Source organism: Rhizobium azibense, assembly GCF_004342325.1.
In the GTDB taxonomy this organism is placed as follows: Bacteria; Pseudomonadota; Alphaproteobacteria; order Rhizobiales; family Rhizobiaceae; genus Rhizobium; species Rhizobium etli_B.
Map to the genome: position 1 here is coordinate 266322 of NZ_SMBJ01000005.1, position 18417 is coordinate 284738.

Here is an 18417-nt window from a genome sequence, read left to right on the forward strand (position 1 = left end):
GCTGAAAGATGCGGTCATATTCAGCGGGCTTGTCTACTACGCAGGCCTCCTTCGCAGTCAGGCTTCAAATGACTGTCAGGATCGGCCAAAAGCAGAAGCAAATCTTCCTCTTCAGCTCAGTGGCTCGCCAATTTCTATGGCGTGCCCATCCGGATCGTAAAAACGAAAGACCCGCTGTCCCCACGCCTGTCTTTCTACGGGGTGGATTAACTCCACATGCGGCGCGATCTTGTTAAAGGCGGCATCGACATCGCCATCTTCGAAATACAAAAGCCAGTTTCTTCTCCCATATGATTGGTCAGCGTCGAGCGTTTGGCGCCAGATCGTATGTTCAAGCGATCGTCCCTCATGGACTGCAAAACCTGACTCGAAAAGGACGAAATTTCCGGCATCCTCTATTATTTTCAGTCCGAGCAGCTTGTTGTAGAATTCCTTCGAGCGATTTATGTCGCGAACGAAAGGAATAGGATTGATAAAACGCATCATTTTCCTCTCGAGAGGCTCAATTTCATTGTCGCAGGATACTGACCAGCGCGCCAGTTGGGCACGAGGCTCTTGCCGCTTGGCAAATTAGGACGTTTCGCGAATGCCGCAACTGCGAGTACTGCCGCGAAGCTGCAGCCAGCGATCCATTGCCGCAATGGCGACAACGCCTTTGCTTCTGAGATCTGAAAGTGCGACTTCGGGTTTGTAGGATGCTGCCGTGAAGATTAAATAAAGACCTGCACCACCCCAGAACGAGTTATCCATGACATTGCCCTTCAGCCCTTATCAGGAAATCGCTTCCATTGCGGCGCGCCATGCCTCCGGCGAGGGCGAGTTCGCGACGGCCATCGGCAACCTTTTCTTGAGCCGCCGTTCCCAGCCGGCCGGACCCTTTCACTCGGCCTATCGCCCATGCGTCGCTATGGTGCTGCAGGGCGCAAAAAGCGTCAGGCTCGGGACGGAAACCCTGAACTATGGCACCGGCGACTATCTTCTGACGTCACTAGACCTTCCAGTGGCGTGGCGCGTGACTGAGGCAAGCCCGCAGGCGCCCCATCTATGCTTTGCAATGGCGATCGATCCCGAAAGGGTTGCGGCGCTTCTGCGCCGTGTCGATATCCCGCGTCCGGCCGCGCATACCGACGGGCTGCGGGGCATGGCGGTCAACGCCGCGCCGCCGGAACTGCTGGAGGCGGCCGTGCGGCTGGTGCGCCTGCTTGATCGTCCAAACGATATCGCGGCCATGGCACCGCTGATCGAGCAGGAAATCCTCTATCGCGTGCTGACCGGGCCTGTCGGCCCGCATCTCTTGAACATTGCGCTCGCGGAGAGCCAGAGCAACAGGATTGCCCGCGCCGTTTCATGGCTCAGGGAAAATTATGCAAGACCCTTAAGGATCGAAGCGCTCGCCGAGCTTGTTGGCATGAGCGTCTCTTCGTTCCATCATCATTTCAAATCCGTCACCGCGCTGACGCCGGTTCAGTTCCAGAAACAGCTCCGCCTGCACGAGGCGCGTCGCCTGATGCTGATCGAGCGCCTGGATGCCGGAATGGCCGGGCATCGTGTCGGATATCAAAGCCCGTCGCAGTTCAGCCGGGAATACAGCCGTCTCTACGGCATCTCGCCTGCGCGCGACGTCGACGCAGAACGCTTGGCGGCCGCTGCCGAATAAAGCGGCCCGTCTGCAGAAAATTTGCATCGCCCATCGTCCCCCTCTTGACGGGTGAGGACGTCTGCGCGATAAGCATCCGCGAACCGTACCGTACGGTACGTACTTGGGAGCGCATATCGTGTCTGTCGAAACCTTGGAGCCCAGCGAATTTTCGCCGCGTCAGAACGCCGTTCTGGAGCAGGCGCTGCAGCTCCTTGTCGATGGCGGTGAGAAGGCGCTGACGACATCAGGCGTCGCACGCGCTGCCAACTGCTCCAAGGAAAGCCTCTACAAATGGTTCGGCGACCGCGATGGCCTGCTGTCTGCGATGATCGCCTATCAGGCCAGCAAGGTGCGCACGTTCGAGCGCAATGGCGAACGGCTGACGGCGGTGAGCCTGCATGACCATGTGATCCTTTTTGCACGCGACCTGCTGGAGGTTCTGGCCGGCGATGTCTCGCTGGCGCTGAACAGGCTGGCGATCGGCCAATCGCATCGCGACGGCTCCAAGCTCGGCAAGCTGCTTCTGGAGCGCGGCCGTCGCCAGATCGACCGCCGTGCCATGGCGCTGATCGATGCGGGAAAGAGGGCAGGGTTGCTGCGCTTTTATGATGCTGACGAGGCCTATCACACGCTTTACGGCCTTATCGTCTCTGACCTGCATGTGCGCATGCTGCTCGGCGAGCCGGGTCTTAAGGATACCGCCCGGCAGGCGGAAAGGGCGGTGACTGCTTTCCTCCGGCTCTACGGCACGGAGAAGGTTTTGGCGGAAATGCCGGCGCTGAGCTGAGTTCCGCCGTTCTTCTACCATCAACACGACAAGCAAAGGGAAGGAACTTCAAATGCGCGTCTACTACGATCGTGATGCCGATCTCAACCTCATCAAATCCAAGAAGGTCGCCGTCATCGGCTACGGTTCGCAGGGCCGCGCCCACGCGCTGAACCTGAAGGACAGCGGCGCCGGCAACGTCGTCATCGCGCTCAAGGCCGGTTCGCCAACCGTCAAGAAGGCCGAAGCCGACGGCTTCAAGGTGATGACAGTTGCAGAAGCCGCCAAGTGGGCCGATCTGATGATGATGGCGACACCTGATGAGCTGCAGGCCGACATCTACAAGTCGGAAATCGCTGCCAACATCCGCGATGGTGCGGCGATCGCTTTCGCACACGGCCTCAACGTCCATTTCGGCCTCATCGAGCCGAAAGCTTCGGTTGACGTCGTCATGATCGCGCCGAAGGGCCCTGGCCACACGGTTCGCGGCGAATACCAGAAGGGTGGCGGCGTTCCCTGCCTCGTTGCCGTTCACCAGAACGCGTCCGGCAATGCGCTTGAACTCGCTCTCTCCTACGCCTGCGGCGTCGGTGGAGGCCGCTCGGGCATCATCGAGACCAACTTCCGCGAAGAGTGCGAAACCGACCTCTTCGGCGAACAGGTTGTTCTCTGCGGCGGTCTCGTCGAGCTCATCCGCGCTGGTTTCGAAACGCTGGTCGAAGCCGGCTACGCTCCAGAAATGGCCTATTTCGAGTGCCTCCACGAAGTGAAACTCATCGTCGACCTGATCTATGAAGGCGGTATCGCCAACATGAACTACTCGATCTCGAACACTGCCGAGTGGGGCGAATATGTCACTGGCCCGCGCATTATCACTGAGGAAACCAAGGCCGAGATGAAGCGCGTCCTGAAGGACATCCAGACCGGCAAGTTCACGTCGGAATGGATGCAGGAATATCGCGCCGGCGGCTCGCGCTTCAAGGGCATCCGCCGCGTCAACGACTCGCACCAGATCGAAGAAGTCGGCGCGAAGCTCCGCGGCATGATGCCGTGGATCGGCAAGAACAAGCTTGTCGACAAGAGCGTGAACTAAGCGCGTCTCGACTTTGGAATTGGAGGGGCCGTGGCGGAAGCTTCGGCCCCTTTCATTTTCGTGCTCGCAGGTGAAGCCAGCGCGTCGGCTTGTTGTCGTAGCCGCTGCCATCGGCTTCATCAACGCCGATGTTTCGCCAGCCGCCGGTCGTCAGCAATTCGCAGAGCCAGGCCGCGGAAAGGTAGTTGTAATACCGGCCGAAGCCGTCGTGACCCTCTGCCGTTCCAGCCTTGAAGCTTGCATAAAACACGCCGCCATCCTTCAGCGCCTCTCGGATACGGGCCAGCACGGTGGGCAAGTCCTTTCGCGGCACATGCAGCAGACTGGCCTCGGCCCAGACGCCGTCGAACTCGTTCTTGGCTTCCAGCTCCTCGAAGCGCATCACTTTCACGGGCTTGCCGGTCATTTTTTCAGCTTGCTTGGCAAGTTCCGCCGAGCCATCCGTCGCCATCACGTCGAAGCCTTTGGAGAGCATGTAGGCGCTATCATGTCCACCGCCACAACCAAGTTCGAGGACGCGGGCGTCGGAAGATAGGGCAGAGAGAAATGCGTCGAGCCGCAACTTCGGCAGCTTGCGGTTCCGCGAGGCATAGGCCTCGGCATTTTCGTCATAAAATGAGTGCGTCATAAAGCTCTCTCGAAGGGTAATCCCCCGTTCTCGACGGGGCTCTGTCGTAGAATTCACGCCATTTTCCGTTTCTGTGCGGGCGTGATGCCGCCGAGGCCCATGTTGGGCCATCGGACGTCCAAACGGGTCGTTTCTGTCGCGGTAATTCGCTGGGTTTGACCTCCTGAAGATCTGCGAAAACCGTTCAATCCCGGCAATGGCATCAGCAATTGGCCTTTTCCTTTCGGGATAAACATGGTGGCAGACACACTTGAGAACGAGATCTGACATTTCACAGATAAGGTCGACGTTGCCAAATTTACCTCTGCTTTATCGATAGCCAGAGGGTAAGAATAGGGCATGGAATGGCAAGAGTCGCTCGATTTCCTTTGCCTCGCCATTCCGGTGCTTGCAGGTTTCTATACAAGACCTCAAACTTGTCACGATAACAAGAAAATAGGTCAGTAATATTGACATAAATACCGCGGCGTGATCTGGTTGCGGCTATAGAAAATATGAGGAAATGCCCATGTTGAATTGGGAGAATATGTTTGCGACGCGTTCGTCGCGCATGCGTGCATCGGAAATCCGCGAGCTGCTGAAGCTTCTCGATCAGCCGGATATCATTTCGTTTGCCGGCGGCATTCCCGATCCGGCGTTGTTTCCCGACAAGGAATTCCAGACGGCCTATGCCGATATTTTCAAGAGTGCGGCGGTCAGCTCGGCGCTGCAGTATTCGGTGAGCGAAGGTTACAAGCCGCTGCGTCAATGGCTGGTGAACCAGATGGCGGCCCTCGATATCCCGTGCGATCTCGACAATGTCTTCATCGTTTCAGGTTCGCAGCAGGGCCTCGATTATCTTGGCAAGCTCTTCCTGTCGCCGAACGATACGGCGCTCGTCACCTGGCCGACCTATCTAGGCGCGTTGCAGGCCTTCAACGCATACGAGCCGTCTTACGATCAATTGACGCCGAACGGCAACCGCACGCCGGATTCCTACCGCGCCACCGCCGCTCAAAATGGCGGCAAGGTGAAGTTCGCCTATCTCTCGGCAGACTTCTCGAATCCGACCGGCGAGACCGTCGATCGCGCTGGCCGTGAAAAGGTGCTCGAACTTGCAGAAGACCTCGATATCGCCGTCATCGAAGATGCCGCCTATCAGTCGCTGCGCTATGACGGCGAGCCGATCCCGCCGATCCTGGCCCTGGAGATCGGCAAGAAGGGGCATATCGACAACACGCGCACGATCTATTGCGGCAGCTTCTCGAAGACGCTGGCGCCTGGTCTTCGCGTCGGTTTCGTCGTCGCCAACGCGCCGGTAATCCGCAAGCTGGTGCTGATGAAGCAGGCCGCGGATCTGCATTCCTCGACGATCAACCAGATGGCGATCACCCAGGTCGCCGAGCGCGGCTTCGATGCGCAGGTCGCAAAGATCAAGCTGGCTTACAGCCACCGCCGCGACGCGATGCTGGCCGCACTTGCCAAACATATGCCGGCCGGTATCACCTGGACGAAGCCGGAAGGCGGCATGTTCATCTGGATCACGCTGCCGAAAGGCATGGACGGTGCGGTGCTGCTCGCAAAATCGATCGAGACCGCCAAGGTGGCCTTCGTTCCCGGCAGGGCCTTCTTTGCCGACGGCTCGGGCGAAAACACGATCCGCGTCAGTTTCTCTTGCGCCAACGACGTCATGATCGAGGAAGGTATCGGCCGACTCGGCAAGCTGATTACAAAGGAAATCGGCGGCTGAACGCCGCCGATGCCTTGGAAGCCTATTTCTTGAGGTGCGGGGCGAACAATTCCATGTCCGCCTCGCTAAGACGGTCGCTCGCCGTATTGAGTTGGTGCCAGTAGGGATAGATCACCGGCGGCAGGCTGACGTCGTCGAGACGCCCGCGCTCCTCCTCGGTCAGCTTAAGTTCGGCAGCGGCGAGATTGTCCTTGAATTGCGCTTCGGTGCGTCCGCCGATGATGACCGAGGTCACGGCCTTGCGACCGATCAGCCAGGCAAGCGCCACCTGCGCGGCCGATACGCCACGGCTTTCGGCGATCTCAACCAGCGTCTCGACGATATTCCAGAGGCGGTTCTCGTCGCGGATCGGTGGCTCGGTCCATCCGGCGAACTGGCGGGTGCCTTCGGGAGCGGCCTGATTGCGGCGATGCTTGCCGGAGAGCAGACCGCCCGCCAGCGGGCTCCAGACGAGAACTCCGATCCCCTGATCGATGCTGACCGGCAGCAGCTCGTATTCGGCGTCGCGGGCCTCCAGCGTATAGTGGATCTGCTGGCTGACAAAACGCTGGCGCTTGTCCCTTTCACTAATGCCGAGCGCTTTCATGATGTGCCAGCCTGAGAAGTTCGAGCAGCCGACATAGCGGACCTTGCCCTGAGACACGAGCGTATCGAGGGCCTCCATCGTTTCTTCGAGCGGCGTCTGGCCGTCCCATTCGTGAAGCTGATAGAGGTCGATGACGTCGGTCTTCATGCGCTTGAGGCTCGCCTCGCAGGCCGCGATCAGGTGCTGGCGCGACGAGCCCGCATCGTTCGGGCCGTCGCCCATCGGGAAGCGCGCCTTAGTCGCGATCAGCACGCCATTCTTGCGCTTTCCGCCGAGAACTTCGCCTAGAATTTCCTCCGAAACGCCGGCCGAATACACATCGGCGGTGTCGATCAGATTGACGCCCGCATCAAGACACAGATCGACAAGGTGGCGGGCTTCGGAAATGCCGAGATCGCCGACCATCTTCGCCCAGCCCTTGCCGCCGAAGGTCATCGTGCCCATCGTCACGGTCGAAATCTTGAGGCCCGACCGGCCAAGTAGACGATATTCCATTCCCATCTCCCCAACTCAAAATCAAAAATCTAAACTCGGGCTAGAAATAGCGGGGTGCCGTCACGTTCAAGTGCGACTCGCCCCAGTATTCGCAAAGCCCCATCGCCGACTGTCACAATCATGTTATTCGGTCTCTCTATGGAACCGTCATGTTCATCATGAGGGAATTGCCATGAAGAAGCTCTCCATCTTTACCGCATTGCTGGCTGCCGGTCTCGTTTCCGTTTCGGCTGAGGCTGCCAATCTCGTGCTTTATACCAGCCAGCCGAACGAGGACGCGCAGGCCACTGTCGATAGCTTCATGGCCGCAAATCCGGACGTCAATGTCGACTGGGTCCGCGACGGCACGCCGAAGATCATGGCGAAATTGCAAGCCGAGATCGAAGCCGGCAACCCGGTTGCCGACGTGCTGCTGATTGCCGATACGGTGACGCTGGAGCGCCTCAAGGACGCCGGCAAGCTGCTTGCCTACAGGTCACCGGAAGCCGCAAACTATGACGCCAATCTCTACGATGCAGACGGCTACTACTATTCCACCAAGCTGATCACCACCGGCATCATGTACAACACCTCGGCCTCGATGAAGCCGGCGAGCTGGGAGGATCTGGCGAAGCCTGAAGCCAAGGGCCTCGTTGCCATGCCAAGCCCGTTGACCTCGGGTGCCGCGCTCATTCACGCCCAGACGCTGGCTGCAGTCGATGGCCTCGGCTGGGACTACTTCAAGGCGCTTGCCGCAAATGGCGCCACGGCTGCCGGCGGCAACGGTGCTGTCCTGAAGTCGGTCGCCTCGGGCGAAAAGGCCTATGGTATGGTCGTCGACTATATGCCGATCCGCGAGAAGGCTAAGGGTGCACCTGTCGAGTTCGTCTTCCCGCAAGAGGGTGTCTCGGCCGTGACCGAGCCGGTCGGCATTCTGGCAAGCACCGACAACGCCGAAGCGGCGAAAAAATTCGTTGATTATGTGCTTTCCGAAAAGGGTCAGGAAGGCTTCCTGAAGCTCGGCTATATTCCGGCGCGCAACGGTATGAAGCTACCCGAAGGCTTCCCGGCACGCGACGGCATCAAGGTGCTGCCGATCAAGGCCGACGAAGCGCTGAAGAATACCGATCAGGATCTGAAGACCTTCTCGGGCATCTACGGATCGAATTGATCATAACCGGATACTCGATGCAGGGATATGTTCGTGCGGGAAGCAGCCAGCCGGCCTGGCTGTTTCCCTTCATCATTCTGGTGGTTCTGATCCTCAGCGTACTGCCGCTGGCGCGGCTGGCGGCTGCAGGCATTGCCGCGTTGGCAAATGGCGGCGTGTCTGCCGTTCTTGCCGATCCCGCACTCTGGTCGGCCACCTATTACACGATCGTCACCGCCATGCTCGGCACGGTGATTTCACTCGTCATCGGCTGCGCCTTCGCGTTTGTGCTGGCATTGACGGATATTCGGGGGAAGGGGCAGTTGAGTTTTCTCTTCGTACTGCCGATGATGATCCCGCCGCAGGTGACGGCTCTTGCCTGGGTGCAGATGTCTGGTCCGTCGAGCCCGCTCCTCAAAGCGCTGCAGATCGCGCCGCCGCTCGGCTCCCCGCAGCCGCTTTACTCGGTCGGCGGCATTGCGCTGCTCTATGGCGTGCAGCACGCGCCGCTCGTCTACCTGGCCTTGAGAGCCGGGCTGATGGCGCTGCCGGGTGAGGGCGTCGAGGCAGCGCGGCTTTCCGGCGCATCCAGCTTTCGTGTCTTTCACGATATCATTCTGCCCATGTCACTGCCCGGCGTCATCGCAGGCGCGGCGCTCTCGTTTGTCTCCTGCACCGGCAATTTCGGCATCCCAGCGATCCTCGGCATTCCTTCCTCGATCTACACCTTACCGACGCTGATCTTCTCGAAATTCTCGGCATTCACCAGCCGCACTTTTGGCGAAGTCGCGCTGCTGTCGGCGATCATCGCGATTATCTCCGTCACCGGGCTGGCGATTCAGGATCGGGCCTTGCGCGGGCGAGACTACCGCCTGCTTGGCTTTTCGGGTGCGAGAGCCACCTTCCAACTTGGTGGCTGGAAATATCTGTTCGCGCCGCTGCTTTGGCTCATCTTGTTCTTCATGCTGGCAGCACCGTTCTTCGCGCTGCTCGCCGGCGCGCTAGTGCCGGCCTATGGCGTGCCGCTGACCTTCAAGACCATATCCCTCAACGCCTTTCATGAAATCCTCTTTCACCAGGCGGTGACACGAACGGCCTTCGTCAATTCGCTCTCGCTTGCGGCCGGAACGGCGACATGTCTCGTCCTGGTGACTGTTTTGGCAGCCTACGCGTTGACGCGGCGCAGGGACGCACTTTCGCGCGCCGTCTCCAGTTTGATCGAGATACCCTATTCGCTGCCGGGCATAGTCATTGGCGTTTGCTTCATCCTCGTCTTTGCCTCGCCGCTGCCGGTTCTCAACGTCACGCTTTACGGCACGATCTGGATCATCCTGATTGCTTACCTCTCCAGCTTCTTTGCCGTAAGCCTGAAGCCTCTCGTCAGCGCGTTCCATCAGCTCGATCCGGCGCTGGAGGAGGCAGCGCGGCTTTCGGGCGCCGGCTTCTTGCGTCGGTTGAGGGATATCATCGTGCCGCTGATTGCACCTGCGGCCGGCGCTTCGGTCATCGTCGTCTTTCTAATTGCCTGCAACGAACTGACGATTTCGGCGCTGCTCTGGTCTGCAGGCACCCAGACGCTTGGGGTGGCGATCTACAATCTCGATGACAGCGGAAGTTCGGATCTGGCATCTGCGCTTTCCGTGCTTATCGTCCTGATGGTCATCGCCCTGATGCTGCTTTTGGAATTGATGGCAAAGCGGCTGCCCAAGGGAGTGGTGCCATGGCGAAGCTGATCCTCAATCATGTCGGTAAGGACTTCGGCACTGGAAAACCAGCGGTGAGCGCGCTTTCACTCGACGTGCGCGAAGGCGGATTCCTGGCGCTGCTCGGTCCCTCCGGCTGCGGCAAGACGACGGTGCTGCGAATGATTGCAGGTTTCGAGACGCCCACCGACGGCTCGATCCATCTCGGCGAGCGGCTGCTTGCCGACGCATCGCAATCCCTGCCGCCCGAACGGCGCAACATGGCGATGGTCTTCCAGTCCTACGCGCTATGGCCGCATATGAATGTCGCCGATAATGTCGGCTATCCGCTGAAGGTGCGCGCCATTGTGGGCGAAGCCTATCGCCGGAGGGTTCGGGACGCGCTTTCGACCGTGCGGCTTGTGGAATACGCCGAGCGGCGCCCGGCCGACCTCTCCGGTGGCCAGCGCCAGCGTGTGGCTCTGGCGCGTTGCTTGGTCACATCGCCAGATGTGGTTCTGCTCGACGAGCCGCTCGCCAATCTCGACCGGCACCTGAAGCAGGAGATGGAAGAGAGTTTCCGCGAGTTTCATCAGCGTTCCGGCGCCACCATGATCTATGTGACGCATGACCAGAGCGAGGCCATGGCGCTTGCAACGGACGTCGCGGTGATGTCGGAGGGCCACCTGCTGCAGGTCGCGCCTCCTGCCGAGATTTATGCACGCCCCGAAGGCCGGATGGTCGGCGGACTGATCGGGCGAGGGGCGATCCTGACTACGCGGTCCCCATGCGGTGACAAGCGAAATTTCGACTGGAATGCGCTGCAAGCCATCATTGCAGATCAACCGGGCGAGGGGCCGCGCATCGATATGCTCGTGCGTCCCGAAGACGTCCTCCTCGGCGGCGAGGGCATTGCGGCCACGGTGGAATCGGTTCTCTATGAAGGCGAGCGTTATGCGCTGAAACTTACCCTGGCGGACGGCCAGATGCTGCGCGCCTTCAGCAGCACGGCGGTGCAGGCGGGCGATGCGGTGAAGATTGTGATCCGCTCGGCATGGCGGCTCTGATTTCCGTCTCACAGCCTTCCCGAATGCCGCTTTCGTCTCTACAAATGACTGAACGACCAACCGGAAATGTTCGATGTCGCTTCGCATTGCCACATTTAACGTCGAAAACCTGATGACGCGTTTCGATTTCACCGGTTTTCGCAATCAACTGCGCCAGGACCGCGTCATCAAGCTTTTTGAGATCCAGAGCGAAGGCCTCTACCAGCAGCTCGAGCAGGCGCGCGTCGTCGCCTCGACCGACGATACACGTCAGATGACGGCGCTTGCGATCGCCGATGCCGATGCGGACATTCTCTGCCTGCAGGAGATCGACAGCATGGAGGCGCTGCAGGCCTTCGAGTACGGCTATCTTTTCCGGATGGTGGGAACCGGTTACCGGCAGAAGTATCTCGTCAAGGGTAATGATAGCCGGGGCATCGATGTCGCGGTCCTCATGCGCGAGGAAACGCACGACGGCCAGAAAATCGAGCTGAAGGAGATCAAGAGCCACGCGATGCTCACCTACCGCGATCTCGATTTGTTCAACGATCAATTGGCGCTCATCAATCGCATCGACGACAAGATCTTCAAGCGCGATTGCCTGGAACTCGATCTCGCGATCGGCGGTGTGCCGCTGACGATTTATGTCGTGCATTTCAAGTCGATGGATGGGCCGCGCACCAATGGTGTCCCCAGCCGGCAGGCGACGATGCCCGTCCGTCGGGCGGAGGCGCTGGCCGTGCGCCGGATTGTCGAGAGCCGATTCGGCACCGGACATACCGCCGGGAAGAATTTCGTGATCTGCGGCGACATGAACGACTACCAGGAGCGCGTGAACGTCATAGGCGTGCGTCGCAGCGGATACCGTTTCGAACACACCGACGAGTCCGAAAGCGCGCTCGACGTGTTCAGCCATGACGGCTTTGCCGAGAATGTCGCGCGCCGCCGCGATCCGCTAGACCGCTGGACGCTCTATCACGCGCGGGGACCGGAAGAACAGTGGCTTTGCCAGCTCGACTACCTCTGGCTCTCACCGGCGCTTGCTAAAGCAAATATCGGCCGGGTGCCGGAAATCATCCGCAACGGCCAGCCCTTCCGCACCATCTTTCCGCCCGGCCAGGAAGTCCAGCGCTATCCACGCACCGGTTGGGATCGGCCGAAAGCCTCCGACCATTGCCCCGTCGTCATGACACTGGATTTGACATGAGTTTTGCATTCTCTGATGATTTTAGCGGCTGGCCGCCGGAGAAATCCGTTTTTCCTGTCGCCTCCATCGACCTTCGCGTGCTGGCGGGCGAGCATCCGTATCATCTGCAGAATGCAGCGCTCGCGGGCGAGAACTGGAAGCACGAGATATCGGCCAAGCCGGAGCTTTTCGATGGTCGTATGGTGTTTCAGCATCAGCTTGCCCTGAATGATGGCGGTATATCTGGGAGGGGCCACATCATTCCATTTTCCACTTTTCTGTGGTGGCGCAAGCAGGCAGAGCGCCGCGGCGGCATCCATCTTTTTGCCTTTGGCATCATGATTTCGTCTGATGGCGCGATCATCGCGGTGCGCATGGGCGCGCACACGGCAAATGCCGGTCAGGTCTATTGCGCTGCCGGCTCCCTGGACCTCGACGATATCAGCGGCGGCCGTTGCGACGTCGAGAGCAATATGCGGCGCGAGGTGCTCGAGGAGACGGGCATGGACCTTGGTGATGCAGCACCGGATACCACTTACTATGCCAGCCATTTCCGGCGCACGGTCACCGTGTTCCGGCTGTTCCGTTTCGCGCTCGCGGCGGACGAAATGATCGACCGCATCGCAGCCCATATGCTCGTTGCCGAGGACAAGGAAATAGCCGGAGCAGTTGCGATTCGTTCTGCTGATCACTCCGCCCATCCCTATAACGTCGCCATGCTTCCGATCATCGATTGGTATTTCGCTAATACAAAGGATGGCTAATATCTTGCACTCGTTTCGCCCGTCGGGCAGGTTGCAGGTTCGATGACCGATTAAGGAGGCCGATGTGGCGCGCAGCTACAGCGTCTATGACGTGTTCACCGACCGCAAACTCGCCGGAAATCCGCTGGCCGTCATCTTCGACGGTGCCGATCTGAGCGAGGAGGCGATGCAATCTATCGCTCGCGAGATTAATCTCTCCGAGACCGTCTTCGTACGTCCCTCAACAAATCCAGCCTATACAGCCAAGCTCAGGATTTTTACGCCAGGCCGCGAATTGCCCTTTGCCGGTCACCCGACCGTCGGCACGGCGATTGCTCTTGCCGAAGAGGCGCACGGGCGCGACATGACGCTCGACCTGGTCTCGGTACTGGAGGAAAATGTCGGGCCGGTGCGCTGCGCGGTCCGGCTGCGCAGGGGCGAGGTGAGTTTTGCCGAATTCGATCTTCCGCGGAAATCGCAGCAGATCAACATGCCGCTCGAAAAGCTCGGAATCGCCGATGCGCTGTCGCTCAAGGTGACGGAGATCGGATTCGAGAATCATGTGCCCTCGATCTGGAGCGCCGGAGTACCTTTCCTGCTGGTGCCGGTCCACGATGTCGGAGTTGCAAAACGACTGGAATTCGATCCGCAGCTCTTTGAAAAGACCGTGCCCTTCGTCGACGGTTCGCTGGCCTCGGCCTATATCTACTGCCGCGCCGGCGTGAACCATTCGGCGAAATTCCACGCGCGCATGTTTGCATGCGACATGGGGGTATCCGAGGATCCCGCAACCGGCTCCGCCGTCGCGGCACTTTCGGGAGCAATCCACCATTTTGACAGGCTGCCGGACGGCCATCATCCGATCACGATTGAACAAGGGGTAGAGATGGGGCGGCCATCATTCATCCACCTGCATGTCGACGTCGAGGCCGGCACCATCTCCAATGCCCGGATCGGCGGGCAGGCGGTGCGCCTTGCCACGGGTACGCTCGACCTTTGATTTCATTCCCATTTCAGCCATGAAGAAAAATCTTCGAAATTAATCAAAGAATTTCCCGCTGGGCGCTGGACAAGCCCTGCGATCCTGTTTATACGCCCCGTCACACCGCGCAGCCAAGCGCGAACGGGTGATTAGCTCAGTTGGTAGAGCAGCTGACTCTTAATCAGCGGGTCGTAGGTTCGAGCCCTACATCACCCACCAGCCATCTTCTGCGATGCCACGGACCGCCACCTTTCTGGAACAATCGAAGCACGAGGCGGTCGATGCGTGCGGGCCACATCCAGCCAGCTTGTCACGCCCGTCGCGAGTCACTGCGTTAGCTGTTGTGGCCTCAGATCTGTCTCAAGGGTCTCGTCGGACGGACGCGGTACCCTATTCATATCGACCGGCTGCTCGAGGATCGTAACGGGAGCGGCGACGGCAGTGGCCGCAACTGCGCCGATGTTAGTCACTGTTCCGCCGACGACAGCCGTAATGCCCTGGCTGAGCGTGACTTTTGAATCAGTAAGCATCTGGCCTGTCATCAGTCGCTGGCCAATGAGTTGGACGATCTCCGGGCTCTCGGCGAACTTACCGTGGTTTAGGCGATCCCCGGTCTTCACCTTCGTCAGGTCGATGGCAGTTATGCCGGCCCTTTCCAGCTTAGAGCGGTAGGGCTCCTCGACCGGGTTGATGGCGCCTAGCCGTGACACCCGTCCTGTGATGAAGCTCGAAACAGCAAGGGCTCTGTCGTCCTGGGAGACGAAGATCGTGAACTTCGGCCGGGGTTCGCCCATCTCGACATACTGCTTGGCGAAGACCTGGATATCGATGTCGGGCGAAGCAAGAATGACATTGTTGATCTTTGAATTTACATGCCCGTCGCGGATGCCCATCTGCCGCAGCGACTCCATTGCTAGCCATGTGCCCATGGAATGCGCCAGGATAGTGATGTTCTTGACGTTCTGGTCGGCGGCCAGTGTGCGAAGTGCCTGCTCCAATGCTGTGCGCGAATAGTTCGTGCTTTCCTTGTCATATTGATAGGCGGTGATCTCGGCTCGCGACGGCCAGGTGAACAGCACCGGTGTCGCCCGCACCTTGCTATCATGCACGATCTGGGCAAACCGAAAGACCGAATCCTCGTACGTGTTGTTGAAGCCGTGGATGAATACGAGCGCATGCCCGCCCTTCACATGCTGTCGGAACCAAGCCCGGCCCTCGGCGACGGTGGCGATCTGCTGAACCTTCGTCACGGCGAAGTCAGTTGCCGGATCGGGCGGGAGGCGCTGCGGCCACTGCACGGTCCCAGCGTCGCGCTTGGGCGGGATCGAGACTGAAATCTGGGTGAGGCGCGGCTTCGAGCTTCTTTCGCCGCTGAAGAGGGTCGCAGGGTCTCCGGATAGCTCGCGTGTCGTTGCCACGAGCATGTCGACCTTCGTCGTGGGTGGCGACGACGCCGAAATGGCGACAGGCGTCAAAACCCCGGTTGGGTGCCCGCAACCGGATAGAACCAACAATATGATTGCAGCACGTCGTTTAGTCATCCAACGAGTTCCAATAGCACCCCCATCACGGAGAATGCTATCATTTGCGGCTATCCGTCCCGGTAGTATCACGTAGCATCTATTCATCGCTGACTGGCGGTTGCCACCGCAGCTTGTCGCAACCGCGATCACCGCTTCAGGTCGTGGGTGATCAGAGGCGTGAAGTCCCTTGAGCGTCTTGAAGCAACTGCCTCCTTCCTCGGTCGCCTTGCTTGTCCGTCCAAGGTGATCGTACCGGAAAGTCGATCGGATGCCACATAAGTTTCTATACGTCTGGCAAAATCCTTGCCGTAATAGGCGTGGAACCTGTCACCGCTAGATCGTCAATGCCCTCAGCGCCCCCCGGTCCAGTAGCCGGACCGAGCGTTGGAGCTTTCCGTTCAGGCGAATGATGTGTCTGTCGCGGAGCTTGGTGAAGGAGCGGGCGACGGTTTCGATAGTCAGTCCAAGATAGTCGGCGATGTCGCTGCGAGACATCATCATGTCAAATTCAGGTTCTTCGGGGCGGCGTTCGGCCATCTCCTGCACGAAGGCTGCAACCCGTTTCAGGGCGCTCTGTTCCGTCATGACGAGCTGTCTGTCTTGTGCTTTCGCCAGGTTCGTCAGGGCGATATTCAGGAGGTCAATCGAGATGACCGCATCGGGGTCAGCGGGAAACGGCCTTATTCGCGTTTCGCAGACGGCTTCGGCGAAGTCGGTTCGCACATGTCCTTTTTCGAGCCCGAACCATTCGCCCTTGCTGCAGAAGGACAAAATGTGTCTGTGCCCGCTCGCCGTCAGCCGGTAGATTCGGACGGCTCCAGCCTCCACCTGATAGATTGCCAGCGCATGCTCGCCTTCACTGTAGATCGTCTGATCTGCTTCAAGCTTGATGGTCGAATCTTTAGAGGCCCCGCACGGGCCCGCGTGCCGGAGACCGGGGAATGTCAGAAACTTCTGCTTCACGACGACATGGCTCTGAAACATCGCGTTATCCCTTATATGGGCGGGCAGGATACGAAACTGAAGCAGATTCGACTATTCGAAATAGCCCTTACGTACTGCTACGGACGCTTGCGATCATGGATTGGTGTGCGACGCCGTCGCTCCCTGATGAGCTTGATGAGAACGACGCGGCAGCAGATACTGCCTCGGATTCGGAGGTAACGATCCCGTGCGGATCACGGCTATCCTCCAATATTTGAAAGCCTTGGAGAAAGCTCGAGCAGGCCCGGTGCCAGATCCGCAAACGGCCCTGGTCCGCCACGCAAATCGGAGCAAGATTGGTCAGCGAGTTCAGAGATCCGCGGCGCGCAACATGGCTTTCAGCTGCGTTGTAAACGCCTGGCTCTAAGCCACCTTTGCCGCGAAGTATTCTGCCTTGGTCTACTTTCCGACTTCTGCTCGTGGGGGTTCAATGAAGGCGCCTGAGGCTCGCAGCCCGTTGAAGAACTTCTCCTGATCCTCCGGCCGTTGCAGGCGGAGCGTGATGTCTCGGCGAATATTGTTCATCAAGTCGGGTGCGTGGGCCGCCAGCCAATCCTGTTCCTGCTTGGCTTCGGCCATCTTTCCGGCCGCGCCGAGAATCGACAGGAGCACGAGGCGATGCATGGGATTGTATTGCAGATCGGACATGCGGGACCACAGCTCTGCGGCTTTCATGTCATTCCTCATGAAGGCGCACAATGCCATGCCGACTTCGTAGTATCCCTTTGGGCCGGCGTTCTTGTTGATCGCGCTGGAAACCAGCTCGCAGCCCGATTGCCACTTGCCGGACATCGCCAACCGCAAGCCGTACTCACCTGCGACTTCCGTGTCGCTGGGGTTCATGGCATAGGCGGCCGCGCCGGCCTGTAAGGCTTTGTCGATGTCGTCTTTGAAGAAGCTCACCAGCATGAGCGCCTGTAGGGCGCGCGCATTGTCGGGGGCAAGTGCCGCCGCCCGTTCCGCGGCACTTGAGGCGAGTTCGAGCGGCTGGGCCGGCGACGATGTGCCGAGCTTATGGCGAAACCTCATCTCATCCAGATAGGTAAGAGACAGAAGCGCCCAAGACGTGGCGCTATTGGGAAATCGCTGTGTCGCTCGTTGCAGGCAATCGAGAGCCGTGTCGTGACTGTGGGTGTTCATCGACCGGCGGTAGCTGTAGTAGGCGAGGGTGCAGGCGTAGGTGTCCCAATCTCCGCTCTGAGGCTGACGGGCGATCGTGCCGGTATCGGCCTGGAAAATGGCGCCATAGGGCAGAGCGACGGCGGTGGAAATCTGCTGTGCGATGTCGGCCTGAACCGCGAGCTTACTCTGAGTGCGAAGATCGGCATCATAGTTGTTTGCCCAGATCACGGCGCCGTCGGACTGGCGCACGAGCCGGGCGACAGAACGCAGCCGGCTCCCATCGAGCTGGACATTGCCTTGCAGTGCATATCCGGCCGCGGCAGTACGTCCTGTTCTCGACGGATCGGCGACAACTATGATGTCGTCGACCTTCGCGAGCTGGCTGATAACTTCGTCCCTCAAGCCATGCGCGATTTCAACGGCATTCGGGACGCCACTGCCTGCGAAAGCTTCTACGACAACCTTCGGCTCAGATGCTTCTCCTGGAGATCTTCCGGAAAGGGGGCCACGCGATACGAAAAGTGCAGGCGCAAAGGCGATGTAGAGAACCGCCGCGACGGTTACCAGAACAGCCCCCATGACCAGCGCCATCAGCAATATCGAAGGACGAGAGCCGGAAGATGCCTTCTCCTGATTGCCGGAGCCGATGCCTTGCGAAACATCCGGGCTTTGCGCTGGCGATGCCGCGCCTCGGGAATCGTGAGCGTATTCGAAATGCGGCACGTATCCGCCTTTTGGCACCGTTATTAATATGTCGTCTGCCTGCCCGGCGACAAGATAATAACGCTCCAGTGCTCTTCGTATCCGGCCGGCTTCGATCCGGACGACCGGATCATTCTGCGCATCGAATGAAACTTCCCGACCGAAGACCTCATTTGCAATGGTGAAGGCCTTCAAGAATTCCGACCGTCCTGCAAGGGTCTCGCTTACAATAAATTTCAGGAAGCTTCGACCGCGATTAGGCGAGTGAAACTCGTCACTTGAAAGAATTCGATCGACTTGCTGGCAGACTTCTTCGGCTGTCGGTCCGGGGTGGATTAAAGGATTGCCTTTTGCGCCGCTCATGGTCGCCCCCAGACAGATC

Annotated in this window: 17 protein-coding genes and 1 tRNA gene; 11 read left to right on the top strand and 7 right to left on the bottom strand. The window is 59.3% G+C overall.

Going from position 1 to position 18417, the window contains the following annotated elements; all coding sequences use genetic code 11:
• Window positions 1-111: 111 nt before the first annotated feature.
• Entirely contained in the window at window positions 112-483 is a 372-nt protein-coding gene (locus EV130_RS14505) for a VOC family protein (protein WP_132550586.1), read from the bottom strand.
• 87 nt (window positions 484-570) lie between these two features.
• The gene (locus EV130_RS14510) at window positions 571-750 is read right to left on the bottom strand and encodes a hypothetical protein (protein WP_132660634.1); all 180 of its coding nucleotides are present in this window, start codon (window positions 748-750) and stop codon (window positions 571-573) included.
• Here EV130_RS14510 and EV130_RS14515 point away from each other — a divergent pair.
• The 3 genes from EV130_RS14515 (at window position 749) to ilvC (ending at window position 3498) form a co-directional block, all read left to right on the top strand.
• Complete coding sequence (locus EV130_RS14515) at window positions 749-1657, top strand: AraC family transcriptional regulator (protein ID WP_132550350.1); 909 nt, start codon at window positions 749-751, stop codon at window positions 1655-1657. The two genes, EV130_RS14510 and EV130_RS14515, sit on opposite strands and share 2 nt — an antisense overlap.
• A 103-nt stretch (window positions 1658-1760) precedes the next feature.
• Entirely contained in the window at window positions 1761-2426 is a 666-nt protein-coding gene (locus EV130_RS14520; protein WP_196776278.1) for a TetR/AcrR family transcriptional regulator, read from the top strand.
• A 52-nt stretch (window positions 2427-2478) separates the two neighbouring features.
• Window positions 2479-3498, top strand: a complete 1020-nt coding sequence (gene ilvC, locus EV130_RS14525) for a ketol-acid reductoisomerase (protein WP_022714456.1) — start codon at window positions 2479-2481, stop codon at window positions 3496-3498.
• 52 nt (window positions 3499-3550) lie between these two features.
• Here ilvC and EV130_RS14530 read toward each other — a convergent pair whose 3' ends face one another.
• Window positions 3551-4126 carry a class I SAM-dependent methyltransferase gene (locus tag EV130_RS14530; RefSeq protein WP_074061673.1) on the bottom strand — a complete coding sequence of 192 codons (576 nt, stop codon included), beginning with the start codon at window positions 4124-4126 and terminating at the stop codon, window positions 3551-3553.
• A 508-nt stretch (window positions 4127-4634) separates the two neighbouring features.
• Between EV130_RS14530 and EV130_RS14535 the strand changes: the two genes are divergently transcribed.
• Window positions 4635-5855 carry an aminotransferase-like domain-containing protein gene (locus EV130_RS14535; protein WP_074061672.1) on the top strand — a complete coding sequence of 407 codons (1221 nt, stop codon included), beginning with the start codon at window positions 4635-4637 and terminating at the stop codon, window positions 5853-5855.
• A gap of 22 nt (window positions 5856-5877) precedes the next feature.
• Here EV130_RS14535 and EV130_RS14540 read toward each other — a convergent pair whose 3' ends face one another.
• Window positions 5878-6936 (bottom strand): aldo/keto reductase, encoded by a 1059-nt coding sequence (locus EV130_RS14540; protein ID WP_132660636.1) that lies wholly within the window; start codon window positions 6934-6936, stop codon window positions 5878-5880.
• Between the two features lie 172 nt (window positions 6937-7108).
• Between EV130_RS14540 and EV130_RS14545 the strand changes: the two genes are divergently transcribed.
• The 7 genes from EV130_RS14545 to EV130_RS14575 all read left to right on the top strand — a co-directional run bounded on the left by EV130_RS14545 (window position 7109) and on the right by EV130_RS14575 (window position 13923).
• Window positions 7109-8086, top strand: a complete 978-nt coding sequence (locus EV130_RS14545; RefSeq protein ID WP_132660638.1) for an ABC transporter substrate-binding protein — start codon at window positions 7109-7111, stop codon at window positions 8084-8086.
• Between the two features lie 17 nt (window positions 8087-8103).
• A complete protein-coding gene (locus EV130_RS14550) occupies window positions 8104-9798 on the top strand; it encodes an ABC transporter permease (RefSeq protein WP_132660640.1) in 1695 nt (564 codons plus the stop codon).
• Entirely contained in the window at window positions 9786-10814 is a 1029-nt protein-coding gene (locus EV130_RS14555; protein ID WP_074061669.1) for an ABC transporter ATP-binding protein, read from the top strand. The genes EV130_RS14550 and EV130_RS14555 overlap by 13 nt, the downstream gene beginning before the upstream one ends.
• 73 nt (window positions 10815-10887) lie before the next feature.
• Window positions 10888-12000 carry an endonuclease/exonuclease/phosphatase family protein gene (locus tag EV130_RS14560; protein WP_074061668.1) on the top strand — a complete coding sequence of 371 codons (1113 nt, stop codon included), beginning with the start codon at window positions 10888-10890 and terminating at the stop codon, window positions 11998-12000.
• Complete coding sequence (locus EV130_RS14565; RefSeq protein ID WP_132660642.1) at window positions 11997-12743, top strand: NUDIX hydrolase; 747 nt, start codon at window positions 11997-11999, stop codon at window positions 12741-12743. The genes EV130_RS14560 and EV130_RS14565 overlap by 4 nt, the downstream gene beginning before the upstream one ends.
• Before the next feature lie 64 nt (window positions 12744-12807).
• A complete protein-coding gene (locus EV130_RS14570) occupies window positions 12808-13722 on the top strand; it encodes a PhzF family phenazine biosynthesis protein (RefSeq protein ID WP_074061666.1) in 915 nt (304 codons plus the stop codon).
• Window positions 13723-13847: 125 nt separating this feature from the next.
• Window positions 13848-13923 (top strand) — tRNA-Lys (locus EV130_RS14575).
• 107 nt (window positions 13924-14030) lie between these two features.
• Here the strand turns inward: EV130_RS14575 and EV130_RS14580 are convergent.
• From EV130_RS14580 to EV130_RS14590, 3 genes are all read right to left on the bottom strand, one after another.
• Window positions 14031-15245 (bottom strand): alpha/beta hydrolase, encoded by a 1215-nt coding sequence (locus EV130_RS14580; RefSeq protein ID WP_132660644.1) that lies wholly within the window; start codon window positions 15243-15245, stop codon window positions 14031-14033.
• Window positions 15246-15560: 315 nt separating this feature from the next.
• Window positions 15561-16211 (bottom strand): helix-turn-helix domain-containing protein, encoded by a 651-nt coding sequence (locus tag EV130_RS14585; protein ID WP_132660646.1) that lies wholly within the window; start codon window positions 16209-16211, stop codon window positions 15561-15563.
• A 399-nt stretch (window positions 16212-16610) separates the two neighbouring features.
• On the bottom strand, window positions 16611-18398 hold the full coding sequence (locus EV130_RS14590; RefSeq protein ID WP_132660648.1) for a hypothetical protein: 1788 nt from the start codon (window positions 18396-18398) through the stop codon (window positions 16611-16613).
• Between the last annotated feature and the right edge of the window lie 19 nt (window positions 18399-18417).